At 46.4% G+C, this 19,475-nt stretch carries 13 protein-coding genes, 2 tRNA genes, 3 rRNA genes and 1 pseudogene; 4 read left to right on the forward strand and 15 right to left on the reverse strand.

Annotated features, from left to right (window positions below; genetic code table 11):
• Nucleotides 1-507: 507 nt before the first annotated feature.
• Nucleotides 508-753, forward strand: coding sequence for a hypothetical protein (locus ACT6PV_RS12655; RefSeq protein ID WP_445116679.1), 246 nt, complete (start codon nucleotides 508-510; stop codon nucleotides 751-753).
• Nucleotides 754-794: 41 nt separating this feature from the next.
• Here the strand turns inward: ACT6PV_RS12655 and ACT6PV_RS12660 are convergent, their stop codons facing one another.
• From ACT6PV_RS12660 to ACT6PV_RS12710, 11 genes and pseudogenes are all read right to left on the reverse strand, one after another.
• Complete coding sequence (locus ACT6PV_RS12660; protein WP_445116680.1) at nucleotides 795-1,301, reverse strand: DUF2247 family protein; 507 nt, start codon at nucleotides 1,299-1,301, stop codon at nucleotides 795-797.
• Nucleotides 1,302-1,452: 151 nt separating this feature from the next.
• Nucleotides 1,453-2,591 (reverse strand): IS3 family transposase gene (locus ACT6PV_RS12665; protein WP_445114732.1). Its coding sequence is split into 2 segments (ribosomal slippage): nucleotides 1,453-2,333 and nucleotides 2,333-2,591, totalling 1,140 coding nucleotides; the frame shifts between segments, so codons are not numbered across the junction.
• A gap of 110 nt (nucleotides 2,592-2,701) precedes the next feature.
• Nucleotides 2,702-2,851: pseudogene (locus ACT6PV_RS12670) on the reverse strand (hypothetical protein); the annotation flags it as partial.
• Between the two features lie 462 nt (nucleotides 2,852-3,313).
• Nucleotides 3,314-3,428, reverse strand: a 5S ribosomal RNA gene (gene rrf, locus ACT6PV_RS12675).
• Between the two features lie 175 nt (nucleotides 3,429-3,603).
• Nucleotides 3,604-6,495, reverse strand: a 23S ribosomal RNA gene (locus ACT6PV_RS12680).
• A 349-nt stretch (nucleotides 6,496-6,844) separates the two neighbouring features.
• Nucleotides 6,845-6,920: transfer RNA gene (locus tag ACT6PV_RS12685), tRNA-Ala, on the reverse strand.
• A 48-nt stretch (nucleotides 6,921-6,968) separates the two neighbouring features.
• Nucleotides 6,969-7,045 (reverse strand) — tRNA-Ile (locus ACT6PV_RS12690).
• Nucleotides 7,046-7,106: 61 nt separating this feature from the next.
• A 16S ribosomal RNA gene (locus tag ACT6PV_RS12695) occupies nucleotides 7,107-8,645 on the reverse strand.
• Together the 16S, 23S and 5S rRNA genes with 2 tRNA genes alongside form the textbook arrangement of a ribosomal RNA operon.
• 423 nt (nucleotides 8,646-9,068) lie before the next feature.
• Nucleotides 9,069-10,151 (reverse strand): DUF6670 family protein, encoded by a 1,083-nt coding sequence (locus tag ACT6PV_RS12700; RefSeq protein ID WP_445116681.1) that lies wholly within the window; start codon nucleotides 10,149-10,151, stop codon nucleotides 9,069-9,071.
• Between the two features lie 24 nt (nucleotides 10,152-10,175).
• Complete coding sequence (gene pssA, locus ACT6PV_RS12705) at nucleotides 10,176-11,003, reverse strand: CDP-diacylglycerol--serine O-phosphatidyltransferase (protein ID WP_445116682.1); 828 nt, start codon at nucleotides 11,001-11,003, stop codon at nucleotides 10,176-10,178.
• A 48-nt stretch (nucleotides 11,004-11,051) separates the two neighbouring features.
• Nucleotides 11,052-11,909 carry a 23S rRNA (adenine(2030)-N(6))-methyltransferase RlmJ gene (locus ACT6PV_RS12710; protein WP_445116683.1) on the reverse strand — a complete coding sequence of 286 codons (858 nt, stop codon included), beginning with the start codon at nucleotides 11,907-11,909 and terminating at the stop codon, nucleotides 11,052-11,054.
• A gap of 115 nt (nucleotides 11,910-12,024) precedes the next feature.
• Between ACT6PV_RS12710 and ACT6PV_RS12715 the strand changes: the two genes are divergently transcribed.
• Nucleotides 12,025-12,627 carry a 2OG-Fe(II) oxygenase gene (locus ACT6PV_RS12715; protein ID WP_445116684.1) on the forward strand — a complete coding sequence of 201 codons (603 nt, stop codon included), beginning with the start codon at nucleotides 12,025-12,027 and terminating at the stop codon, nucleotides 12,625-12,627.
• Between the two features lie 75 nt (nucleotides 12,628-12,702).
• Nucleotides 12,703-13,230: a hypothetical protein gene (locus ACT6PV_RS12720; RefSeq protein ID WP_445116685.1), complete on the forward strand. Its 528-nt coding sequence runs from the start codon at nucleotides 12,703-12,705 to the stop codon at nucleotides 13,228-13,230.
• Between the two features lie 120 nt (nucleotides 13,231-13,350).
• Here the strand turns inward: ACT6PV_RS12720 and ACT6PV_RS12725 are convergent, their stop codons facing one another.
• The 4 genes from ACT6PV_RS12725 to ACT6PV_RS12740 all read right to left on the reverse strand — a co-directional run bounded on the left by ACT6PV_RS12725 (nucleotide 13,351) and on the right by ACT6PV_RS12740 (nucleotide 17,626).
• Nucleotides 13,351-13,608, reverse strand: a complete 258-nt coding sequence (locus ACT6PV_RS12725) for a DUF2789 family protein (protein ID WP_445116686.1) — start codon at nucleotides 13,606-13,608, stop codon at nucleotides 13,351-13,353.
• Nucleotides 13,609-13,874: 266 nt separating this feature from the next.
• Complete coding sequence (locus ACT6PV_RS12730; RefSeq protein ID WP_445116687.1) at nucleotides 13,875-14,861, reverse strand: malate dehydrogenase; 987 nt, start codon at nucleotides 14,859-14,861, stop codon at nucleotides 13,875-13,877.
• A gap of 162 nt (nucleotides 14,862-15,023) precedes the next feature.
• Nucleotides 15,024-15,692, reverse strand: coding sequence for a ribonuclease T2 family protein (locus tag ACT6PV_RS12735; protein WP_445116688.1), 669 nt, complete (start codon nucleotides 15,690-15,692; stop codon nucleotides 15,024-15,026).
• Between the two features lie 35 nt (nucleotides 15,693-15,727).
• Nucleotides 15,728-17,626 carry a transglycosylase SLT domain-containing protein gene (locus ACT6PV_RS12740; RefSeq protein ID WP_445117112.1) on the reverse strand — a complete coding sequence of 633 codons (1,899 nt, stop codon included), beginning with the start codon at nucleotides 17,624-17,626 and terminating at the stop codon, nucleotides 15,728-15,730.
• A gap of 365 nt (nucleotides 17,627-17,991) precedes the next feature.
• On the opposite strand from ACT6PV_RS12740, the gene miaB reads away from it, so the two are divergent.
• Entirely contained in the window at nucleotides 17,992-19,446 is a 1,455-nt protein-coding gene (gene miaB, locus ACT6PV_RS12745) for a tRNA (N6-isopentenyl adenosine(37)-C2)-methylthiotransferase MiaB (protein WP_445116689.1), read from the forward strand.
• Nucleotides 19,447-19,475: the final 29 nt, after the last annotated feature.

The following is a 19,475-nucleotide window of genomic DNA, read 5'->3' on the forward strand; positions in this document are numbered from 1 at the left end:
ACGACAATCCACAGATGAAAGAAATCATCAACATTCTTAATAGAAGAATAATTTATGGCCCGAAAGGGCATGGCTTAAGTAGCATCTGGTCCAGCCTAAGGAGCTTAGGTAATATAGTATTTCTTATCCAATTGTTGTTGATATTTCTATTAGTGAACAGCCAAATCGGTTTAGAAAAATATTTCCTGAATCAGAGGGAGATGTTTTAAATATGGGAGTACATGGTTGGTAATTTATGAGCCAGAATTTTGTCCATTTCTCCTGTTTGGAAATGGCAGAAAAAGAATGGTGAAGACTATTTAGATTGGGCCTGATTTTTCTATTTTACATGGAATGATCCTTGCTAAAATAATCAGATAGTTCGCTCTAAAATATTTTTACTCAAAAGCGGCAGTGCAAGAAGGATTAGTTTTAAGAATGCAGGCAAATTTCAATTTTACAGAGAGTGGTTTTCCCCCTGGTCAACCAGCATCATTATTTGACAGAATTAAATCGGTTTTATAATTTATGGAACTATTATCCGAAGACATTGTACGTAATCTTTATTCTTCTATTAGTGAATTGGAGAAAATAATGATTTCTTTGAATCACTGCGATGAACTTCAGAATGAGAAGAAAGAAATCCGTCTGCAAATTGCTTATGCTGTAACAGACTTAAACAATGCTATAGGAACGGTTTTTTGTAAAAGACCGGATTTAATTCCAGACGAGTTAAAACATATTGATTTTTGTAAAGGTGGAAATCAAGAGTAGCTTAATATGTATTAGTTCCGACTTAATCTGACACAATGCATCTATTTGAATGTGACAGCACTCTTTTTTAAATAGTTTTCCCAATTATTCATTAAATGATTAATATTTTCCATATGCGAATGTATTGATGGGTTGTACCCATCAGTAGGAGGCATATATTTAATAAAACCCTCTATTTCGGAAGGATAGTCAAAATCAGCATAAATGGTTTCAACTTCAGTTAATGGATCTTCAAAGCCAGCGCGATTAATCCAAAGCCAGCCAAGAATTAGATAAAGCCACTTTTGTTTAATTATCAAAACCTCCCCCTCTTTAAAATCCGGACATAATTCATTAAAAAAAGAGGGCATATAATTTAATTCATTCGGTATAACAAATGATAGTTCAAGTTCAGCTTTAGTATAGCTCCCTGTTAATACATTTTTTTCTGCTTTTTTTATTGCTACTTCTGAAGTAATCAGATTATTTTCATAACCCCATTTGATATCACACCACGAAAGATTCACTGTTTGATCAATAAACTCAACAGGTATTGGATATAAATTCATGTCACTGCACCTTCAGGTATAAATATTTCTTTTGTTATCAATAATATATCAAATATACTCTTTTTATCATTAAAACCTCCTTCAACTTACAATAAGGTTCTCTCCTATGCAAAAATTGGACTGCTCCCAGTATCCTGGACACGAGACAGCCTCATTTTGAAGCTGCCTCAAATGCTTCTGGGCTCATCCCATCAAGATGCGAATGACGTCTGATTCGATTGTAAAACATCTCGATATAATCAAACACATCTGCACGGGCCATTTCTCGAGTTTTATAGATTCTCTTTTTAATTCTTTCCTTCTTCAGGCTGCTGAAAAAGGATTCAGCAACGGCATTGTCCCAGCAATTTCCGCGACGACTCATACTCGGAACCAAATTATGCTTCTGACAGAATTTCTGCCAGTCTGCGCTGCTGTATTGTGAGCCCTGGTCTGAGTGTATGATCACAGGTTCATTGGGTCTGCGTCGCCATACTGCCATTAAAAGCGCATCCAATACGATATTCCTGGCAAGCGTAGGTTTCATTGACCAACCGATAACTTTTCTCGAATATAAATCAAGAACCACAGCCAGATATAACCAGCCTTGCCAGGTGCGAATGTAAGTTATATCAGTCACCCAGGAGGTGTCAGGTGTGTTTACGACAAACTCTCGATTTAAATGGTTTGGTGGAACAATCTGAGGACGACCGTGACTATGGCTTTTATGCTTCTTATATCCTCGAACAGCGGTAATACCATTGTTCTTCATGATCTTCAGCACACGATTAGGTCCACAGCTTTCACCCAGCTCTTTAAGATCCAGCGTGATGCGACGATAACCATAGATGCCATAACTGGCATCATAAGAAGAACGGATGAGCTGTAATAATCGCTTATCTTCAATAGTCCTGCCTGATTCAGGTTCATGCAACCAAACGTAATAGCCAGCACGGGCAATCCCAAGAACCCGACACATCGTTTTAATCTTAAATTGATGGCTGTATTCAAGAATAAACTGATACTTTACTCGGGCAGGCTTGCAAAGTACCTTGCGGCCTTTTTTAAGATATCCCGTTCCTCTTCAGTCTGTTTAAGCTGACTTTTAAGACGCAGGATTTCTTTCTTTGCCTCAAGCAGTTCATGTTCATCCGGGTTGCTGCGTAAAGGCTGTACTGCCTTTAGCCATTTATAAATGCTGTGCTGTGATACCCCTAAACGTTCTGCGACATCAGTGACAGAATATCCACGTTCAGTAATCAATTTAACAGCTTCATCTTTAAATTCCGGGGTGTATCGTTGTCCGCTCATAATGTTCTCTCCTATGCAAAAATAATAGACGATATTTGTCCAGGAGAGTGGTGGCAGTCCAAATAATAGACGATATTTGTCCAGGAGAGTGGTGGCAGTCCAAACAAGGACAGGGGCTGACCTGCTTCAATGGTGGCACCCTGCAGGTAATTAAATTCAGTTCCCACTAAACGGATATCATCCGCTTTAACATTGATATAATCTGCTTTTAATTTGGCAGGAAGTTCCGTGAGCTGAACACGGGTACTATTGGTTTTTGAAATGCATTAAATTTTGATAAATTTTCATCGTGTACGGGATCATTGATTATAAATTCCAGTTGTTTAATTTCAAAACACGGCTGTTCAAAAACCAAAATATTTTCAAGGCTATACTGTTGCTTTTTCTGAGGCGACAAGAGCCTCCGCTCATCCAATTGCTGCTTCTGTAATTCATTTAAACGCTGATCTTGTCGGACAACACAGGAGAGATAAATCATCTACCGCATGAGCAGAACCCATACAGCAATAAATAAAACCCATAGTCACTATTTTTTAACATTACATTCTTACCAATACGAAGAAAACCCCATCAGGATGATGGGGTTTTCTTTTTATATCCGATAATTTATTAGATATATTTTAACTAAACTACTCTGTTATTTTTCTTTCCCTGTTTCGATCCTGCATACACCCAAAAAGCAACACCCCAATCTGGTTAGAGATCGGGGTGTTTAAATAATGAGCTGGCGATGACTTACTCTCACATGGGTAACCCCACACTACCATCAGCGCTAAGAGGTTTCACTTCTGAGTTCGGGATGGGATCAGGTGGTTCACTCTCGCTATGGTCGCCAGCACAACTGTTATGGATACTCACTGCGGTCTTATTTAAATGCCACAGCTTTCAGCCAAAAGAGTATTAACAGAATATCTGAGTTGAATATTGTATCCGGCTTTTTAACTGAATCAATTAACTTTGATCCTTTTCATGAAATCAATCAATGCCTCATAAACAACCGCTTGGGTGTTGTATGGTCAAGCCTCACGATCAATTAGTACTGGTCAGCTTCACACGTCACCGTGCTTCCACATCCAGCCTATCAACGTCCTGGTCTCGAACGGATCTTTAGTGAACATAAAGTTCAAGGGAAATCTTATCTTGAGGTGGGCTTCCCGCTTAGATGCTTTCAGCGGTTATCCCTTCCGAACATAGCTACCCGGCGATGCGACGGGCGTCACAACCGGTACACCAGGGGTTCGTCCACTCCGGTCCTCTCGTACTGAGAGCAGATCCTCTCAAATTTCCAGCGCCCACGGTAGATAGGGACCGAACTGTCTCACGACGTTCTAAACCCAGCTCGCGTACCTCTTTAAATGGCGAACAGCCATACCCTTGGGACCTGCTTCAGCCCCAGGATGAGATGAGCCGACATCGAGGTGCCAAACACCGCCGTCGATATGAACTCTTGGGCGGTATCAGCCTGTTATCCCCAGAGTACCTTTTATCCGTTGAGCGATGGCCCTTCCATTCAGAACCACCGGATCACTAAGACCTACTTTCGTACCTGCTCGACTTGTGGGTCTCGCAGTCAAGCGCGCTTTTGCCTTTATACTCTACGCGTGATTTCCGACCACGCTGAGCGCACCTTCGTACTCCTCCGTTACTCTTTAGGAGGAGACCGCCCCAGTCAAACTACCCACCAGACACGGTCCTCGTCCCGGATAACGGGACAGAGTTAGAACCTCAACATTACCAGGGTGGTATTTCAAGGATGGCTCCAGTCAGACTGGCGTCCAATCTTCATAGCCTCCCACCTATCCTGCACAGATAAGGTCAAAGTTCAGTGTCAAGCTGCAGTAAAGGTTCACGGGGTCTTTCCGTCTAGCCGCGGGTACACTGCATCTTCACAGCGATTTCGATTTCACTGAGCCTCTGCTGGAGACAGCGCCGCCATCATTATGCCATTCGTGCAGGTCGGAACTTACCCGACAAGGAATTTCGCTACCTTAGGACCGTTATAGTTACGGCCGCCGTTTACTGGGGCTTCGATCAGGAGCTTCGCTTGCGCTGACCCCATCAATTAACCTTCCAGCACCGGGCAGGCATCACACCCTATACGTCCACTTTCGTGTTTGCAGAGTGCTATGTTTTTAATAAACAGTTGCAGCGGCCTGGTTTCTGTGGCTGCCAACAGCTCAGGGAGCAAGTCCCGTCACCGTCAGCAGCGTACCTTCTCCCGAAGTTACGGTACCATTTTGCCTAGTTCCTTCAGCAGAGTTCTCTCAAGCGCTTTGGTCTACTCGACCTGACCACCTGTGTCGGTTTCGGGTACGATTCCTGTGTAACTGAAGCTTAGAGACTTTTCCTGGAAGCAGGGTATCAGCCACTTCGTAAGTAAAACTTACTTGATGTCAGCTCTCAGCATAAAGCACCCCGGATTTGCCTGGGATACATGCCTACAACCTTTCACCTGGACTACCATCGCCAGGCTGACCTAACCTTCTCCGTCCTCTCATCGCATTACACAGAAGTACTGGAATATTCACCAGTTTCCCATCGACTACGCCTCTCGGCCTCGCCTTAGGGGTCGACTCACCCAGCCCCGATTAACGTTGGACTGGAACCCTTAGTCTTTCAGCGAACGGGTTTTTCACCCGTTTTATCGTTACTCACGTCAGCATTCGCACTTCTGATACCTCCAGCATGCTTCTCAACACACCTTCATCAGCTTACAGAACGCTCCCCTACCACTTGACCATAAGTCAAATCCGCAGCTTCGGCACATGGTTTTAGCCCCGTTACATCTTCCGCGCAGGCCGACTCGACCAGTGAGCTATTACGCTTTCTTTAAAGGATGGCTGCTTCTAAGCCAACCTCCTGGCTGTCTGTGCCTTCCCACATCGTTTCCCACTTAACCATGATTTTGGGGCCTTAGCTGGCGGTCTGGATTGTTGTCCTCTTGACTGCGGACGTTAGCACCCGCAGTCTGTCTCCCGGATAGTACTCACAGGTATTCGGAGTTTGCATCGGTTTGGTAAGTCGGGATGACCCCCTAGCCGAAACAGTGCTCTACCCCCTGTGGTATTCGTCCGAGGCGCTACCTAAATAGCTTTCGGGGAGAACCAGCTATCACCAGGCTTGATTAGCCTTTCACCCCTATCCACAAGTCATCCCCTGGCTTTTCAACGACAGTGGGTTCGGCCCTCCAGTCAGTGTTACCTGACCTTCAGCCTGCTCATGGATAGATCGCCTGGTTTCGGGTCTATACCCAGCAACTATGCGCCCTATTAAGACTCGGTTTCCCTACGGCTCCCCTAGACGGTTAACCTTGCTACTGAATATAAGTCGCTGACCCATTATACAAAAGGTACGCAGTCACCGAACAAGTCGGCTCCCACTGCTTGTATGCATGCGGTTTCAGGATCTGTTTCACTCCCCTCACAGGGGTTCTTTTCGCCTTTCCCTCACGGTACTGGTTCACTATCGGTCAGTCAGGAGTATTTAGCCTTGGAGGATGGTCCCCCCATGTTCAGACAGGGTTTCTCGTGCCCCGCCCTACTCGTCTTCATCATGCATGCCCTTTCGTGTACGGGACTATCACCCTCTGTGGTTGCTCTTCCCAGAGCATTCCGCTAGAACATGCATCACTTTATGGGCTGTTCCCCGTTCGCTCGCCGCTACTCAGGGAATCTCAATTGATTTCTTTTCCTGGGGGTACTGAGATGTTTCACTTCCCCCCGTTCGCCTCGCATGACTATGTATTCATCATGCGATACCTACCTTATGGTAAGTGGGTTTCCCCATTCAGATATCTCCGGATCAAAGGATATTTGCCGCCTCCCCGGAGCTTTTCGCAGGCTGTCACGTCTTTCTTCGCCTCTGACTGCCAAGGCATCCACCACATGCACTTAATTACTTGACCATACAACCCCAAACAGTCGTTATTACCTACAAGGAGTAATAAGACAGGGACAATGATTGCTCATCAATCCCCTACAGTCTGAAGTACTGTGAATTCAATCACTGTACAGCTTCAATCAATTTCATATACCAAAACGCTTGATTCAGTTTGTTCGCTAGTGCTCATTTCATTCAGCATCAACAGTTCTCTGTTAAAACTTCATAAAATAAGCTAAACAATTATTTCAACTCAAATATATGCTGTTAATGATTCCATACCGCCTCGTCAGCAGGTAGGTATCCGTGATGAATCACAGAAGTTAATAAACTGAATGTTCATTAAATTCTGTAATCTCTCAGTTTGTAATCAGTGGTGGAGACTAGGAGAGTCGAACTCCTGACCTCCTGCGTGCAAAGCAGGCGCTCTACCAACTAAGCTAAGTCCCCGACTTATCAATAAGTCAATGTGTCTGATTTTCCGTACTTCGTCAGTAGTGGTGGGTCTGACAAGACTTGAACTTGTGACCCCACGCTTATCAAGCGTGTGCTCTAACCAACTGAGCTACAGACCCTCAGATACATCGTCATGAAGAACAACCTGTTGTGAATTCTCACCAATCGTCAATCTTTCGTTAAGGAGGTGATCCAGCCGCAGGTTCCCCTACGGCTACCTTGTTACGACTTCACCCCAGTCATCGGCCACACCGTGGTAACCGCCCTCTTTGCAGTTAGGCTAGCTACTTCTGGTGCAACAAACTCCCATGGTGTGACGGGCGGTGTGTACAAGGCCCGGGAACGTATTCACCGCGGCATTCTGATCCGCGATTACTAGCGATTCCGACTTCATGGAGTCGAGTTGCAGACTCCAATCCGGACTACGATCGGCTTTTTGAGATTGGCATCACATCGCTGTGTAGCAACCCTTTGTACCGACCATTGTAGCACGTGTGTAGCCCTGGCCGTAAGGGCCATGATGACTTGACGTCGTCCCCGCCTTCCTCCAGTTTGTCACTGGCAGTATCCTTAAAGTTCCCATCCGAAATGCTGGCAAGTAAGGAAAAGGGTTGCGCTCGTTGCGGGACTTAACCCAACATCTCACGACACGAGCTGACGACAGCCATGCAGCACCTGTATCTAAATTCCCGAAGGCACTCCCGTATCTCTACGGGATTCTTAGTATGTCAAGGCCAGGTAAGGTTCTTCGCGTTGCATCGAATTAAACCACATGCTCCACCGCTTGTGCGGGCCCCCGTCAATTCATTTGAGTTTTAGTCTTGCGACCGTACTCCCCAGGCGGTCTACTTATCGCGTTAGCTGCGCCACCAAAGCCTCAAAGGCCCCAACGGCTAGTAGACATCGTTTACGGCATGGACTACCAGGGTATCTAATCCTGTTTGCTCCCCATGCTTTCGTACCTCAGCGTCAGTATCAGGCCAGATGGCTGCCTTCGCCATCGGTATTCCTCCAGATCTCTACGCATTTCACCGCTACACCTGGAATTCTACCATCCTCTCCCATACTCAAGCCGACCAGTATCGTATGCAATTCCCAGGTTGAGCCCGGGGATTTCACATCCGACTTAATCAGCCGCCTACGTACGCTTTACGCCCAGTAAATCCGATTAACGCTCGCACCCTCTGTATTACCGCGGCTGCTGGCACAGAGTTAGCCGGTGCTTATTCTGCGGGTAACGTCCACTCTCATCAGCTATTAACCAATGCAGTCTCCTCCCCGCTTAAAGTGCTTTACAACCATAAGGCCTTCTTCACACACGCGGCATGGCTGGATCAGGGTTCCCCCCATTGTCCAATATTCCCCACTGCTGCCTCCCGTAGGAGTCTGGGCCGTGTCTCAGTCCCAGTGTGGCGGATCATCCTCTCAGACCCGCTACGGATCGTCGCCTTGGTAGGCCTTTACCCCACCAACCAGCTAATCCGGCTTAGGCTCATCTGTTAGCGAATGGTCACAAGTGATCCCATCCTTTCCCCCTTGGGGCGTATGCGGTATTAGCGTCCCTTTCGAAACGTTGTCCCCCACTAACAGGCAGATTCCTAAGTTGTACTCACCCGTCCGCCGCTGGGTCAGTTGCCGAAGCAACATCCCCCGCTCGACTTGCATGTGTTAAGCCTGCCGCCAGCGTTCAATCTGAGCCATGATCAAACTCTTCAGTTAAAATCATTTTGCACCTTATTTAAAGACAAGGTGCCAATTCCGGCTCATCAATTACTGACAAATTCTCTCAAATAAACTTCGAGTAATTTAAACCAATCAATCAATGATAATATTTCGATCAATCAATCAGTGAAAATCCACACAAGTTGTTCTTCATAAGCTCTTAATGATCAACCCAATGCCTCAGCAGCATCAGGACAGGTCGGCTATATTACTCGCTATCTCTTAAATGTCAACAGGTATCTGTCAGGTTTTTAAGAAATACCCAGCCCGGATAAAAACTCAGCACTTAAGCCATCTACCTGTTATTCAACAGATTTTTTATCAGGTCACCGCCAATGGATGTGCATTATAGAGCATTTCAAATGCCTTGCAAGCGTTGTTTCAGGACTTTTTATGCAACTGCTTATTTATTGTTCCATTTTACAGTTTTTGCTTGTTTTTTAATGCTGCCGGTGCAGATTGAACCAGATGTGCCATTTTACTTTCTTTACTGTTTTTTTCCTGCCACTTCAGCGGACGGCAATCAATATATTCACAATATCCTGCAACACCCTGCTCCTGATGGTCATCTATCTGCAATTGATAACGGAAACTCCCGACATAGCCTGCTGTCAGGCCAGATTTAAAATCCCCACGACTCTGACCACAGACCTGTATTTTTCGCTTTCCATCGCTATAACTCCACTCAAATTCGCGCGGTAAGTACATATCCTGCCGGTTCGGTGTAGTCACACAGGGATACACACGATGCACTTTAAAGTAGACCTGTTCATCAAACAGTTCCGATGTCTGAGTGCTCAGATCCCGCAAATAAATTCTGGACTGGATCACCTGATTAAAATTATTTCTTAACTGGGTCAGTAGTAATTGCCGCTGGTCTTTCAGGTTAATAATCTGGTAAATAAAAAAGCAGATGGGCAAATATGGAATATTAATGGCGCGGGCATATTCGAAAGCCCCGGCCTGATCAATCTGAAAACGCTGATGCCGGTAAGTAATTTCACCCCTGCACTGACACAGCACAGACCAGTGTTCAAACAATCCCAGTTTCATTCTGGAAAAATGTGAAACAACCGGTTGCGTCCTGATATTCAAATAAACACTGAGTTCTTCATCCTGTCTTTGCAGTGTAAATTCAGGAAATGTTCCCGTCAGTCGTTCCCGCTCACCGAACTGATATTCTTCGCACTGCAAACTGCATTCTGTTTCAATGCCGTAGGAGTTAAAATGCCCCGTCATCTGAGGGCTGACACTGCTGATGACTGCTGCGGTGTCCAATGCTGTAGTTTTTATGGCCTGCGCATTACGCAATATGGGAATATTCGGCTGCCCCATCAGGGTCTGAAAATTGAAATAATGCAGCGGGGCAGCAAGCCCGGGTAGAATCAGCCCCTGATAAACAATTTTAAACCATCCTCCTGGAGGAGAACAGCTGAGCTCCAATGAAGGCCGGGCCTGATTCAGTTGTCTCGCATGATCTTCCAGATTCATCAGCAACTGCATACCCGGCTCCTTTTACTGCATGCTCTATGTTTTTACTTTATTTCTGGCAAAAAATGTGGTGACAAATCCTGAAAGTGCATAAATGATGGAAATCACCAGAATGCCCACAGGGATATTATAGGTCATCGCAGCAAGGATAAAAACGGCAATGGGCAGCACCGCAAAAGGAACCCGCTTACGGTCCACCTGCTTGAATGAATAATATTTCATATTGGAGATCATCAGTAAACCCACAGCCACAATAATGACTGCGTTGACGATCTGAATACCGAATTCCCTTAAATCAAAAATTTCAGGAAAATCACGTCCCACCCAAACCAGTGAGATGATGATGATGGCCGCCAATGGACTTGCAACACCAATAAAGTACCGTTTATCCACCACACCAATCTGCACATTAAAACGCGCCAGCCGGAATGCAGCACAGGCCGTGTAGACAAAGCAGCAGGCCAACCCGATCCGGCCAAGGTCATGCAGGCTCCAGCTGTACATCAGAATTGCCGGAGCGACACCAAAGGCAAGTAAATCAGACAGTGAATCAAATTGTTCACCGAAAGCACTTTGCGCACCAATGGCACGTGCCACCCGACCATCCAGCCCATCCAGCAGGGCCGCCACGAGAATGGCGTAAATCGCATGGGTAAAATCACCATTCATACTGGCAATAATCGAATAAAAACCAGACAGCAATGCAGCCGTCGTAATCAGATTCGGCCACAGATAAATTCCACGGCGTCTGACCTTTTCCCCCTCATGGGTATGTTCCTCTTCTTCCACCTCAAAGGTGATGCCATCAAAACTGTGATCATCATGCACAGAAGATTCGCCCTGCGGTTTGTTTGTATCTGTCATTCCTGCTGACCCCAATATATGATCCTGTGATTCTCCAGGCGCATTGACTTATTCCCCCACCAGCCAGCGCACAGCAGCATGGCCGCCATTTTCACTCATACGCAAATGTGGAAAGAGCCATTGTAATGCCTGATCAGCATCTTCGGAAAATTTCCACGGTGGATTAATTACCAGTAAACCACAGCCATTTAATCCGACCGGTGTATCATCCGGCCATACACAAATTTCACAAATCAGCTGACGGCGAATTCCTGTTTTAAACATTTTCTTTTCAAAACGCTCGATCATGGCGCGATCCTTAATCGGATACCATACCGCAAAAACACCTGTGGGCCATTTTTTATGTGCCGCCACCAGCAGTTCAACCAACTGTGGAAAATCCTTACGCTCCAGTTCATAGGGCGGATCAATCATCACCAGGCCGCGTTTTTCCTTCGGTGGAATCACACCAAGCAAACCCTCATAGGCATCACGCTCATGCAGGCCGGCACGACGGTCCCGAATATTCATGTACAGCTGCTGAAATACGTCACGCTGCATTTCAAAAATCGTAGCCTGATCGATATCACGCATACCTTCCAGTGCGAACCACGGCGAACCGGGGTATGCGCCCTGTCCTGATCCACTGCGTAACCGCTCCACAATTTTCAGATACTGCTGAACCCCTTCCGGCGCCTGACGGGTAACTGAATCATTCAGTTTGACCAACCGATGGATACCATTTAAAAACTCACCTGATTTCTGTGCAGCCGCTGTGGATAAATCATATTTACCGGCACCACCATGTGTATCAATATAACGATAGGGTTTATCCTTGGCATTCAAACGCGTCAGAAGTTGCAATAACAGCACATGCTTCATGACATCGGCAAAATTGCCGGCATGGAAATGGTGACGATAATTCATTGTAAATTTAATTCCTCATATTCAGCTGCATTTTAGCATGAAAAAATATTCTTCACTGCCTGTCCTTTGTTCTAAGATATCCCTGAATTTTCTTTTATGCGGTTGATGAAATTTTATGGAAGGTCCCTTCTTGCCTGCTGGCTGGAATATTGATCAGATCACTGAAGCACTGGAGCAGCATGGCGTTGCAATCATTGATGATGCCTATTCACTGAGCTATATGCATCAGCTGAACCAGGAATGCACAGCCCGCCTGAGTCATTTCCGGCAAGCCGCCATTCAGCATGGCATGGTCAGCAATATCCGCAGTGATCATATTTTATGGATCAATGACAGCTTTCCATTGGCCGGACAACATATTCAGTCTTTAAAAGCACTGTCCCAGCAGTTGAATCAGTATTTTTACCTGGGAATTCAGGATGTCGAAGCACATTTTGCCTGCTATCACCCGGGCGAATTCTACGCCCGGCACCGGGATAATCCACACCATAAAAACAACCGGGTCATTTCCACGGTTTATTATCTACATGACAACTGGCAGGAGGACTGGGGCGGCACCCTGCACCTACAGGATAAACAGGGTCAATGGCATGATATTCAGCCGCAGCCCAACCGTCTTGCCCTGTTTCAGAGTAATTTACTGCACGAAGTGATTGAAGCCCGCCATCAACGCTTATCCATTACCGCATGGTTACGCAGTGGCAGCTCCCTGTTTTGACAGCAGATCTGCCTTTAAATTACATTTTTTGACCACATATAAAGCCATATTCATCAATGAGGCGAGGCAGGGCTTATGTTTGAAAATACTGAACAGGTAATTGCACGGATTGGCGAAACAGACCAGTTGTATCTGACAGACAACACACCTGAACTTGCACTGGAGCGCGCCAGTCTGCGTTTACAACTGGTCAACATCAGTCATTCACGCCAGGAACAGATTCATTTTTTACAGGAAGGTATTGTCCTGCTGGAACAGGCACGCTTTGAATATGAAGAAATGCCAATACGCCTGTTTGTGGATTTATCCCTGCAATTGGCCAGAGCCTATATGCTGTATTTTAAAATCACGCAGGAGCAACGCTTTGCGTTGATTACCCAACAGATTCTAAAACCAATGACAGTCCATGAGCATGGGGATATTTACCTGCTGCTGGCCTATGCCTGTGCGGTCAGACAGGAAAACGCCCTGACCCGTTACTGGCTCACCAAATACAGCAGGACTGCAGAGTTTGATCCCGTCGCACTGAAACAACACTCTGCCTTTGATGCTTTCAGGGAAGATGCCTGGTTTGTCCAGCTGATTCAGGAGCGGCTGCATTAAATCCATAAAAACTCTCCCGGTGGCAGGAGAGTTTTTTATGTACGGCGCTTCATTTTATTCAGTTTGTCGTTTTATGCAGTGTTGCGTCCAGGAAAGAAAAGAATACTGAAAGCATCCGGGTCAGACCGTACGGAATTTACAGGCATCCAGATGTAATTGCTGGTTTAACTCATCAATCCAGATGGCCCAGTCATCATCCTGTATCAGATGACTGATCAGTAGATCCCGCTGTGATTTATTCCAGAAGGGTGCATCATGTAATGACTGACTGGCCGGTAACTGATGGGTGCGTATATAGAGTTCAATTGCTGCCAGGCTATTGGGCAGCCCCAGCTGAGCAAACAGTGATTGCATGGATGCAGTGTTCGTCCTGAGCATAAGATTCTCCTTATCAGTTAAACTGTTGTTCAACATCCATTTAAGTTATAAGAAATCCGACTAAAAAAACAGCATTTCAGTCCGGTTTTGTTGTTTTAATTTGTGTTCAAATTTTAATCATGCATGACAATACCATAAATCAATAACACTTCTCCCAACAATACACTCAAGACTGCTCTGTCTGATTGCTTTACGTTCTGCATAAAAAAAGCACCTCTTGAGAGGTGCTTTTTACTCATCCAATTCAGTGCAGTAACTGAATCAGATCAGTTGAACAGGTGAGCAATTGCTGCACGCTCTTCTTCCAGTTCATTTAAAGTGGAATCCATGCGTTCACGGCTGAATGCATCAATTTCAAGACCTTCAACACGGGTGTATCGCCCATTTTCACACGTCACAGGCACACCATACATGACGCCTTCCGGAATTCCATAGGAACCGTCAGAAGGAATACCCATGGTGACCCATTCGCCATTTGTACCCAATGCCCAGTCACGCATATGATCAATGGCAGCATTCGCAGCAGAAGCAGCACTCGACAGACCACGTGCCTCAATAATTGCAGCACCGCGCTTACCGACTGTCGGCAGAAATACATTGGCGTTCCAGTCCTGATCATTGATCATGTCTTTTACGCTTTCGCCATTGATGGTTGCAAAACGATAGTCTGCATACATGGTTGGAGAATGGTTACCCCATACAGTCAGATTTTTAATGTCTTTGACAGCTTTACCGGTTTTTGCAGCAATCTGGCTTAACGCACGGTTATGGTCCAGACGCAGCATTGCAGTAAACTGGCCCGGGTTTAAGTCCGGTGCAGATTTCATTGCAATATAGGCATTGGTGTTGGCAGGATTTCCCACAACCAGCACTTTAACATCACGGCTGGCGTGATCATTGATGGCCTTGCCCTGAACAGTAAAGATTTTTGCATTTTCCTGTAACAGGTCAGCACGTTCCATACCCGGACCACGTGGGCGCGCACCTACCAGCAAGCAGTAGTCAGCATCTTTAAATGCCACGTTTGGATCATCTGTACCCACCATACCGACCAGTAATGGGAATGCACAATCTTCAAGTTCCATCATCACGCCTTTCAGCGCCTGTTGAGCCTTCTCAACTGGGATTTCAAGCATTTGCAAAATAACCGGTTGGTCCTTACCTAACATCTCACCGCTTGCGATACGGAATAATAAGCTATAACCAATTTGACCTGCAGCGCCAGTAACGGCAACACGAACGGGTTGCTTCATGTAATTATCTCCAATTGAGGATCGTTAATGTGACTAAACAGTAATTTCCATTTAATCGAATTAGCATAAACGGCAAAGATTGTACTCCAATACGTCGACAGATGCATGTAAAAGAGGATGAATTGCCACAAAATTGTCATGAGAAATACAAATAAAAAAGGCTCAATAAGCGCCCTGAATTGCGAAGGAATCCGGACAGTTTGAAACCACCTGTGCTGAACACTGCCTGTAGCGTCCATTCACCCGATAGCAGACTTGCACCTCAGTCAGTATGGTATTGGGACCGGAACGGCTGGAACTGCAATTAAAATGGATACTGTTGCCTGACATGCCCGGGTTCAATTTCAGAAACTGCGACCTTAATGCTGTCTGTTGTATGTTTTTATTTTCAGAACCGGTCAGATCAGCTGGAATCTTCAGTTTTTCCGCAAAATTGGTCACGGTTCTGAAATACTGACTTGCATTCATGGGAACACAGCCTCCAACACTGTGCCATAGCTGTATGCGTGCATTTTCTTCAGGCATCACTTTGGCTACAACCCGGGACTGCAAAGGCGATAGTGCCGCAGAGGAACGCGTGGCACAGTCATTCTGACTGGTCTCCGGAGATAAGCCCGTCACAATCAGGGAATAGCCTTCAAGACATTTACGCTGTTTTCGTTTATTTGAATCCAGCGCACAGACAGCCGGTGTCATCTGTACCTGCATGACATAGCCCTGTAACCGTGCTCCGGCAGTATTCGCCTGCACATCCAATACAGGAAATGCAGCACAGGCGACCCCACCTATCAGCCAGGCTTTGTTCAGTTTTCGAGATATTCTGTCTTTCATTCATTCAGGCACTGAATTGATTTAATTTAAAAAACTTACTGTGCACTACGCACAGGAATAACAGGCATCCGACTTTCAATGGCCTGAGGCCCCTGCCCCAGTAAAATTCCATAATGCGCTGCGTTGGTCATGACATTTTTGACATAATCACGTGTTTCATTCAAGGGAATTGACTCGGTATACTGATCTGCAGAAAGATTCTGACTATCCGGCTGCCAGCGTTTTGCCCGATTCGGACCGGCGTTATATCCTGCCGTGGCCAGTACCGGATTGTTGCTGAGCTGATTCTGGATCATGGACAGATAAAAGGTCCCATAACGGATGTTGGTATTGACATCAGTCAATGCAGCAGGATTATAGGTTTCTCCCATTTGCCGTGCGATCAGTTTCGCGGTCCCCGGCATAATCTGCATCAGACCGCCGGCCCCCACATGCGAACGAGCCGAACCGACAAATCGGCTTTCCTGGCGCATCAGACCATATGCCCAGGCCGGGTCTATACCTGCATTACGGCTGTGGTTGACCACGGTTGCCTGATGCGGTGTTGCATAACGGTACAGATAATTATGTTTCTTTTCGGTCCGCTCCGCAGCATAAATGGCACGATCATACCACCCCATATCACTTGCACGCCGGGATGCAGCCAATAACAAACCATCATCATGTTTCAGATAAGCCTGTCGTACTGCCCAGTTCCACTCCCGATTGGTGTAATTTGCCGGCGCATTAATATTACGCAGGGCAAATGCCCGCCGGAAGTGAATGTCCTGGTCCAGCCGCTGTAAATCACTGCTCGATGGCTGCTCTTTTGCAGGAGAATCATTATAGCGCTGCCCCAGATGGTCTTTTGCCAACAGATTATGGTAATCATCACCGGACATGGCCAGTCGTTTAAAGATCTGCTGAGCATCTTTACCAGACTGACTGTCCTTACGCTGTTCCATTGCCCGGGCCAGCCAGTATTGCCAGCGTTCTTCCTGCTTCTGCGTCACGCTCATGCTGTCCACAGCACGGATCACACTTTCCCACTGACCAAAGCGGATGGCCTGACGGGCATAAATCTCAGCCTCTTCCGGGCTGAAAGGCACCCCGTAACTGGCATCAAAACTATTCAGCACTTCACGGTTAAAGTTATTTTTCATCACTGTGGTTCCGCCGATATAACCGACAGTCCGATAAATATATTTCTGCACATCGGCAGGCACGCCCTGTACCAGCTTAGGCACCGACTGCAAGGCAGAAGTCAGGTCGCTATCTGCTGCACGACCGAGTGCAAAAACCAGGTAGGCATAATCCTGCACATTATTTTTAGGCGCAGACCACAAATAGTTTAATGGTCCCGCCTGGATCTGATTCAGCTGCGCCAGTGAAAGATTCAGCCCGAGACTCTGTGCTGTCGCCATCGCAGCTCCGGCCTGCCCGGCACGCAGCTGTGCATACAGACGCTGTTGACGGTCTCCCGTGGTCATCAGTGGACTGGACAGCATCATTCTGCCCAGACCTGCACAGGATTCAGGCTGTGAGTCAGTCGCCAGCCAGACGTCCTTATACTCTGCAAATACCAGCGCGTCTCCTGTTCTGGCACGCACCTGAGCCACTGCACAGCTTTCAGCCCGATCCGGATTGGTCACATAGGGCAATACCGGCTGGGCACTGGCAAAATCAGCCTGTTTGACCTTTTCCTCGACATAATCGGCCGCCAGTTTCTCCGCCATCGCAGAATCGGGATAACGCTGCGCAAAAGCGGTAATACTGGCCGATGGCTGAAAACCCAGATTGGAATTTAAGGCCCAGTACGCCGGATAATAACCAAGCACATCATTCTGCATGGAAGCCCGGTACTGCTCCAGTAATGCCGGATTATCTGCGGCCCGCAATGCTTCATTGAACTGCTCTTCTGCCGAATGGGAAATCTGTACGCTGCCGCAAGCCATCAGACTGAAAAAATAAATCCTTAATTTTTTTTGATTTAATTGCTGCAACACATTTTTTTTCACAACCGTTTTTTCATCCTGCATGATGTGCCTATGACCATTTGCCTGTTACCGGTATGGGTATTGATTTGGATATAGTTTAATTAGTCTAACGCATTTCTACTGTTGTGTTGTGTAACCTTATGATTCATCACCATTAATCAGTTACATTTTTTGTTCCTGATTTCCGGCAGAAAACAGTATGGAGATTTATTATTTCTTTGAGACTAAATACTGTAAAATATGCAGCTTTTATTGAGTCTGTGCGATAATCTGACCCAGCTCAAACAATATATATGCCCCTTTAGATCTCAACAGGAGCCTTCATGACGGTTCAGACCTTCATTCCAGCCCGTGCCAAAGCTGCCTCAGAAAAAACTGTTCTCCAGCCACAGCACACCCCAGCCGATACAGCAGTCAAAAAACTGTATATCGAAACGCAGGGGTGTCAGATGAATGAGTATGACAGTCATCGGATGGCAGATCTTTTAGGTGACTCACACGGTTATGTACTCACCGCCGATCCCGCCGAAGCTGATATTCTGCTGATGAATACCTGCTCAATCCGTGAAAAAGCCCAGGAAAAAGTATTTTCTGAACTGGGCCGCTGGCGCAAACTGAAAGAAAAAAATCCGGAGCTGGTGATCGGCGTCGGTGGCTGTGTGGCCTCTCAGGAAGGCGATAATATCCAGAAACGTGCACCCTATGTGGATATGATTTTCGGTCCGCAAACCCTGCACCGCCTGCCTCAGATGCTGGATCAGCATCATGATCAGCTTGAAAAACCGAAAAAGGAAAAAATCCGGCTGGTGGATATCTCCTTCCCGGATATTGAAAAATTTGACTTCCTGCCAGAACCCCGTGTCGAAGGCTACAAGGCCTTTGTTTCCATTATGGAAGGCTGCTCAAAATACTGTTCATTCTGCGTGGTACCGTATACCCGTGGTGAAGAAGTGTCCCGCCCGCTGGACGATGTACTGGCGGAAATTGCCGGACTGGCGGAAAAAGGCGTGCGTGAAATTTCATTGCTCGGCCAGAACGTCAATGGTTACCGCGGCGAAACCTTTGAAGGCGGCATCTGTACTTTTGCAGAATTACTGCGGCTGACCGCTGAAATTCCCGGCATTGGGCGTATCCGCTATACCACGTCACATCCACTGGAATTCTCCGATGAGCTGATCACATGCTACCGGGATCTGCCACAAATGGTTTCCCATCTGCATCTGCCGGTACAAAGTGGCTCAAACGATGTACTGCAGGCTATGAAACGCAATCACAGCATTGACGTATATATTGACAAAATTTCCCGACTGCGTGAAATCCGCCCGGATCTGCATCTGTCCAGCGACTTTATTATTGGTTTCCCGGGAGAAACGGACGCACACTTTGAAGAAACCTATCGCTTCATTCAGGACCTGGACTTTGATCACTCCTATAGCTTTATCTATTCCAGACGTCCCGGGACACCTGCGGCTGAACTGGCTGATGACACACCTGAAACAGTGAAAAAAGAACGGCTGGCCAGAGTTCAGCAATGGATCAAACGCTCCAGTATTAAGAAAACAGATGCCATGCTGGGTACAACGCAGCGCGTGCTGATTGAAAATGTCTCAGAGAAAAATCCGGATTTACTGGTCGGAACAGCAGATAATACACGTTTAGTAACATTTGCAGGAGACGCAAACTGGATCGGACGCTTTGCAAACATTGAGATTACAGCAATTCAGACCCTGAATTTAGTTTACGGAGAACTCTTGAATCTGGAGCCTGACGTGGCGTAATGTAGAGGGATAAAATTAACTTTTAAAAA

This window comes from Acinetobacter sp. WZC-1 (assembly GCF_052544965.1).

Excerpts from the sequence above, each read along its gene's own strand:
- ACT6PV_RS12660 (WP_445116680.1), bottom strand. The coding sequence starts at position 1,301 with ATGAATTTATATCCAATACCTGTTGAGTTTATTGATCAAACAGTGAAT.
- ACT6PV_RS12710 (WP_445116683.1), bottom strand. The coding sequence starts at position 11,909 with ATGAATTATCGTCACCATTTCCATGCCGGCAATTTTGCCGATGTCATG.
- pssA (WP_445116682.1), bottom strand. The coding sequence starts at position 11,003 with ATGACAGATACAAACAAACCGCAGGGCGAATCTTCTGTGCATGATGAT.
- ACT6PV_RS12715 (WP_445116684.1), top strand. The coding sequence starts at position 12,025 with ATGGAAGGTCCCTTCTTGCCTGCTGGCTGGAATATTGATCAGATCACT.
- ACT6PV_RS12720 (WP_445116685.1), top strand. The coding sequence starts at position 12,703 with ATGTTTGAAAATACTGAACAGGTAATTGCACGGATTGGCGAAACAGAC.
- ACT6PV_RS12740 (WP_445117112.1), bottom strand. The coding sequence starts at position 17,626 with ATGGCTTGCGGCAGCGTACAGATTTCCCATTCGGCAGAAGAGCAGTTC.
- ACT6PV_RS12725 (WP_445116686.1), bottom strand. The coding sequence starts at position 13,608 with ATGCTCAGGACGAACACTGCATCCATGCAATCACTGTTTGCTCAGCTG.
- ACT6PV_RS12735 (WP_445116688.1), bottom strand. The coding sequence starts at position 15,692 with ATGAAAGACAGAATATCTCGAAAACTGAACAAAGCCTGGCTGATAGGT.
- ACT6PV_RS12730 (WP_445116687.1), bottom strand. The coding sequence starts at position 14,861 with ATGAAGCAACCCGTTCGTGTTGCCGTTACTGGCGCTGCAGGTCAAATT.
- miaB (WP_445116689.1), top strand. The coding sequence starts at position 17,992 with ATGACGGTTCAGACCTTCATTCCAGCCCGTGCCAAAGCTGCCTCAGAA.
- ACT6PV_RS12700 (WP_445116681.1), bottom strand. The coding sequence starts at position 10,151 with ATGCAGTTGCTGATGAATCTGGAAGATCATGCGAGACAACTGAATCAG.
- ACT6PV_RS12655 (WP_445116679.1), top strand. The coding sequence starts at position 508 with ATGGAACTATTATCCGAAGACATTGTACGTAATCTTTATTCTTCTATT.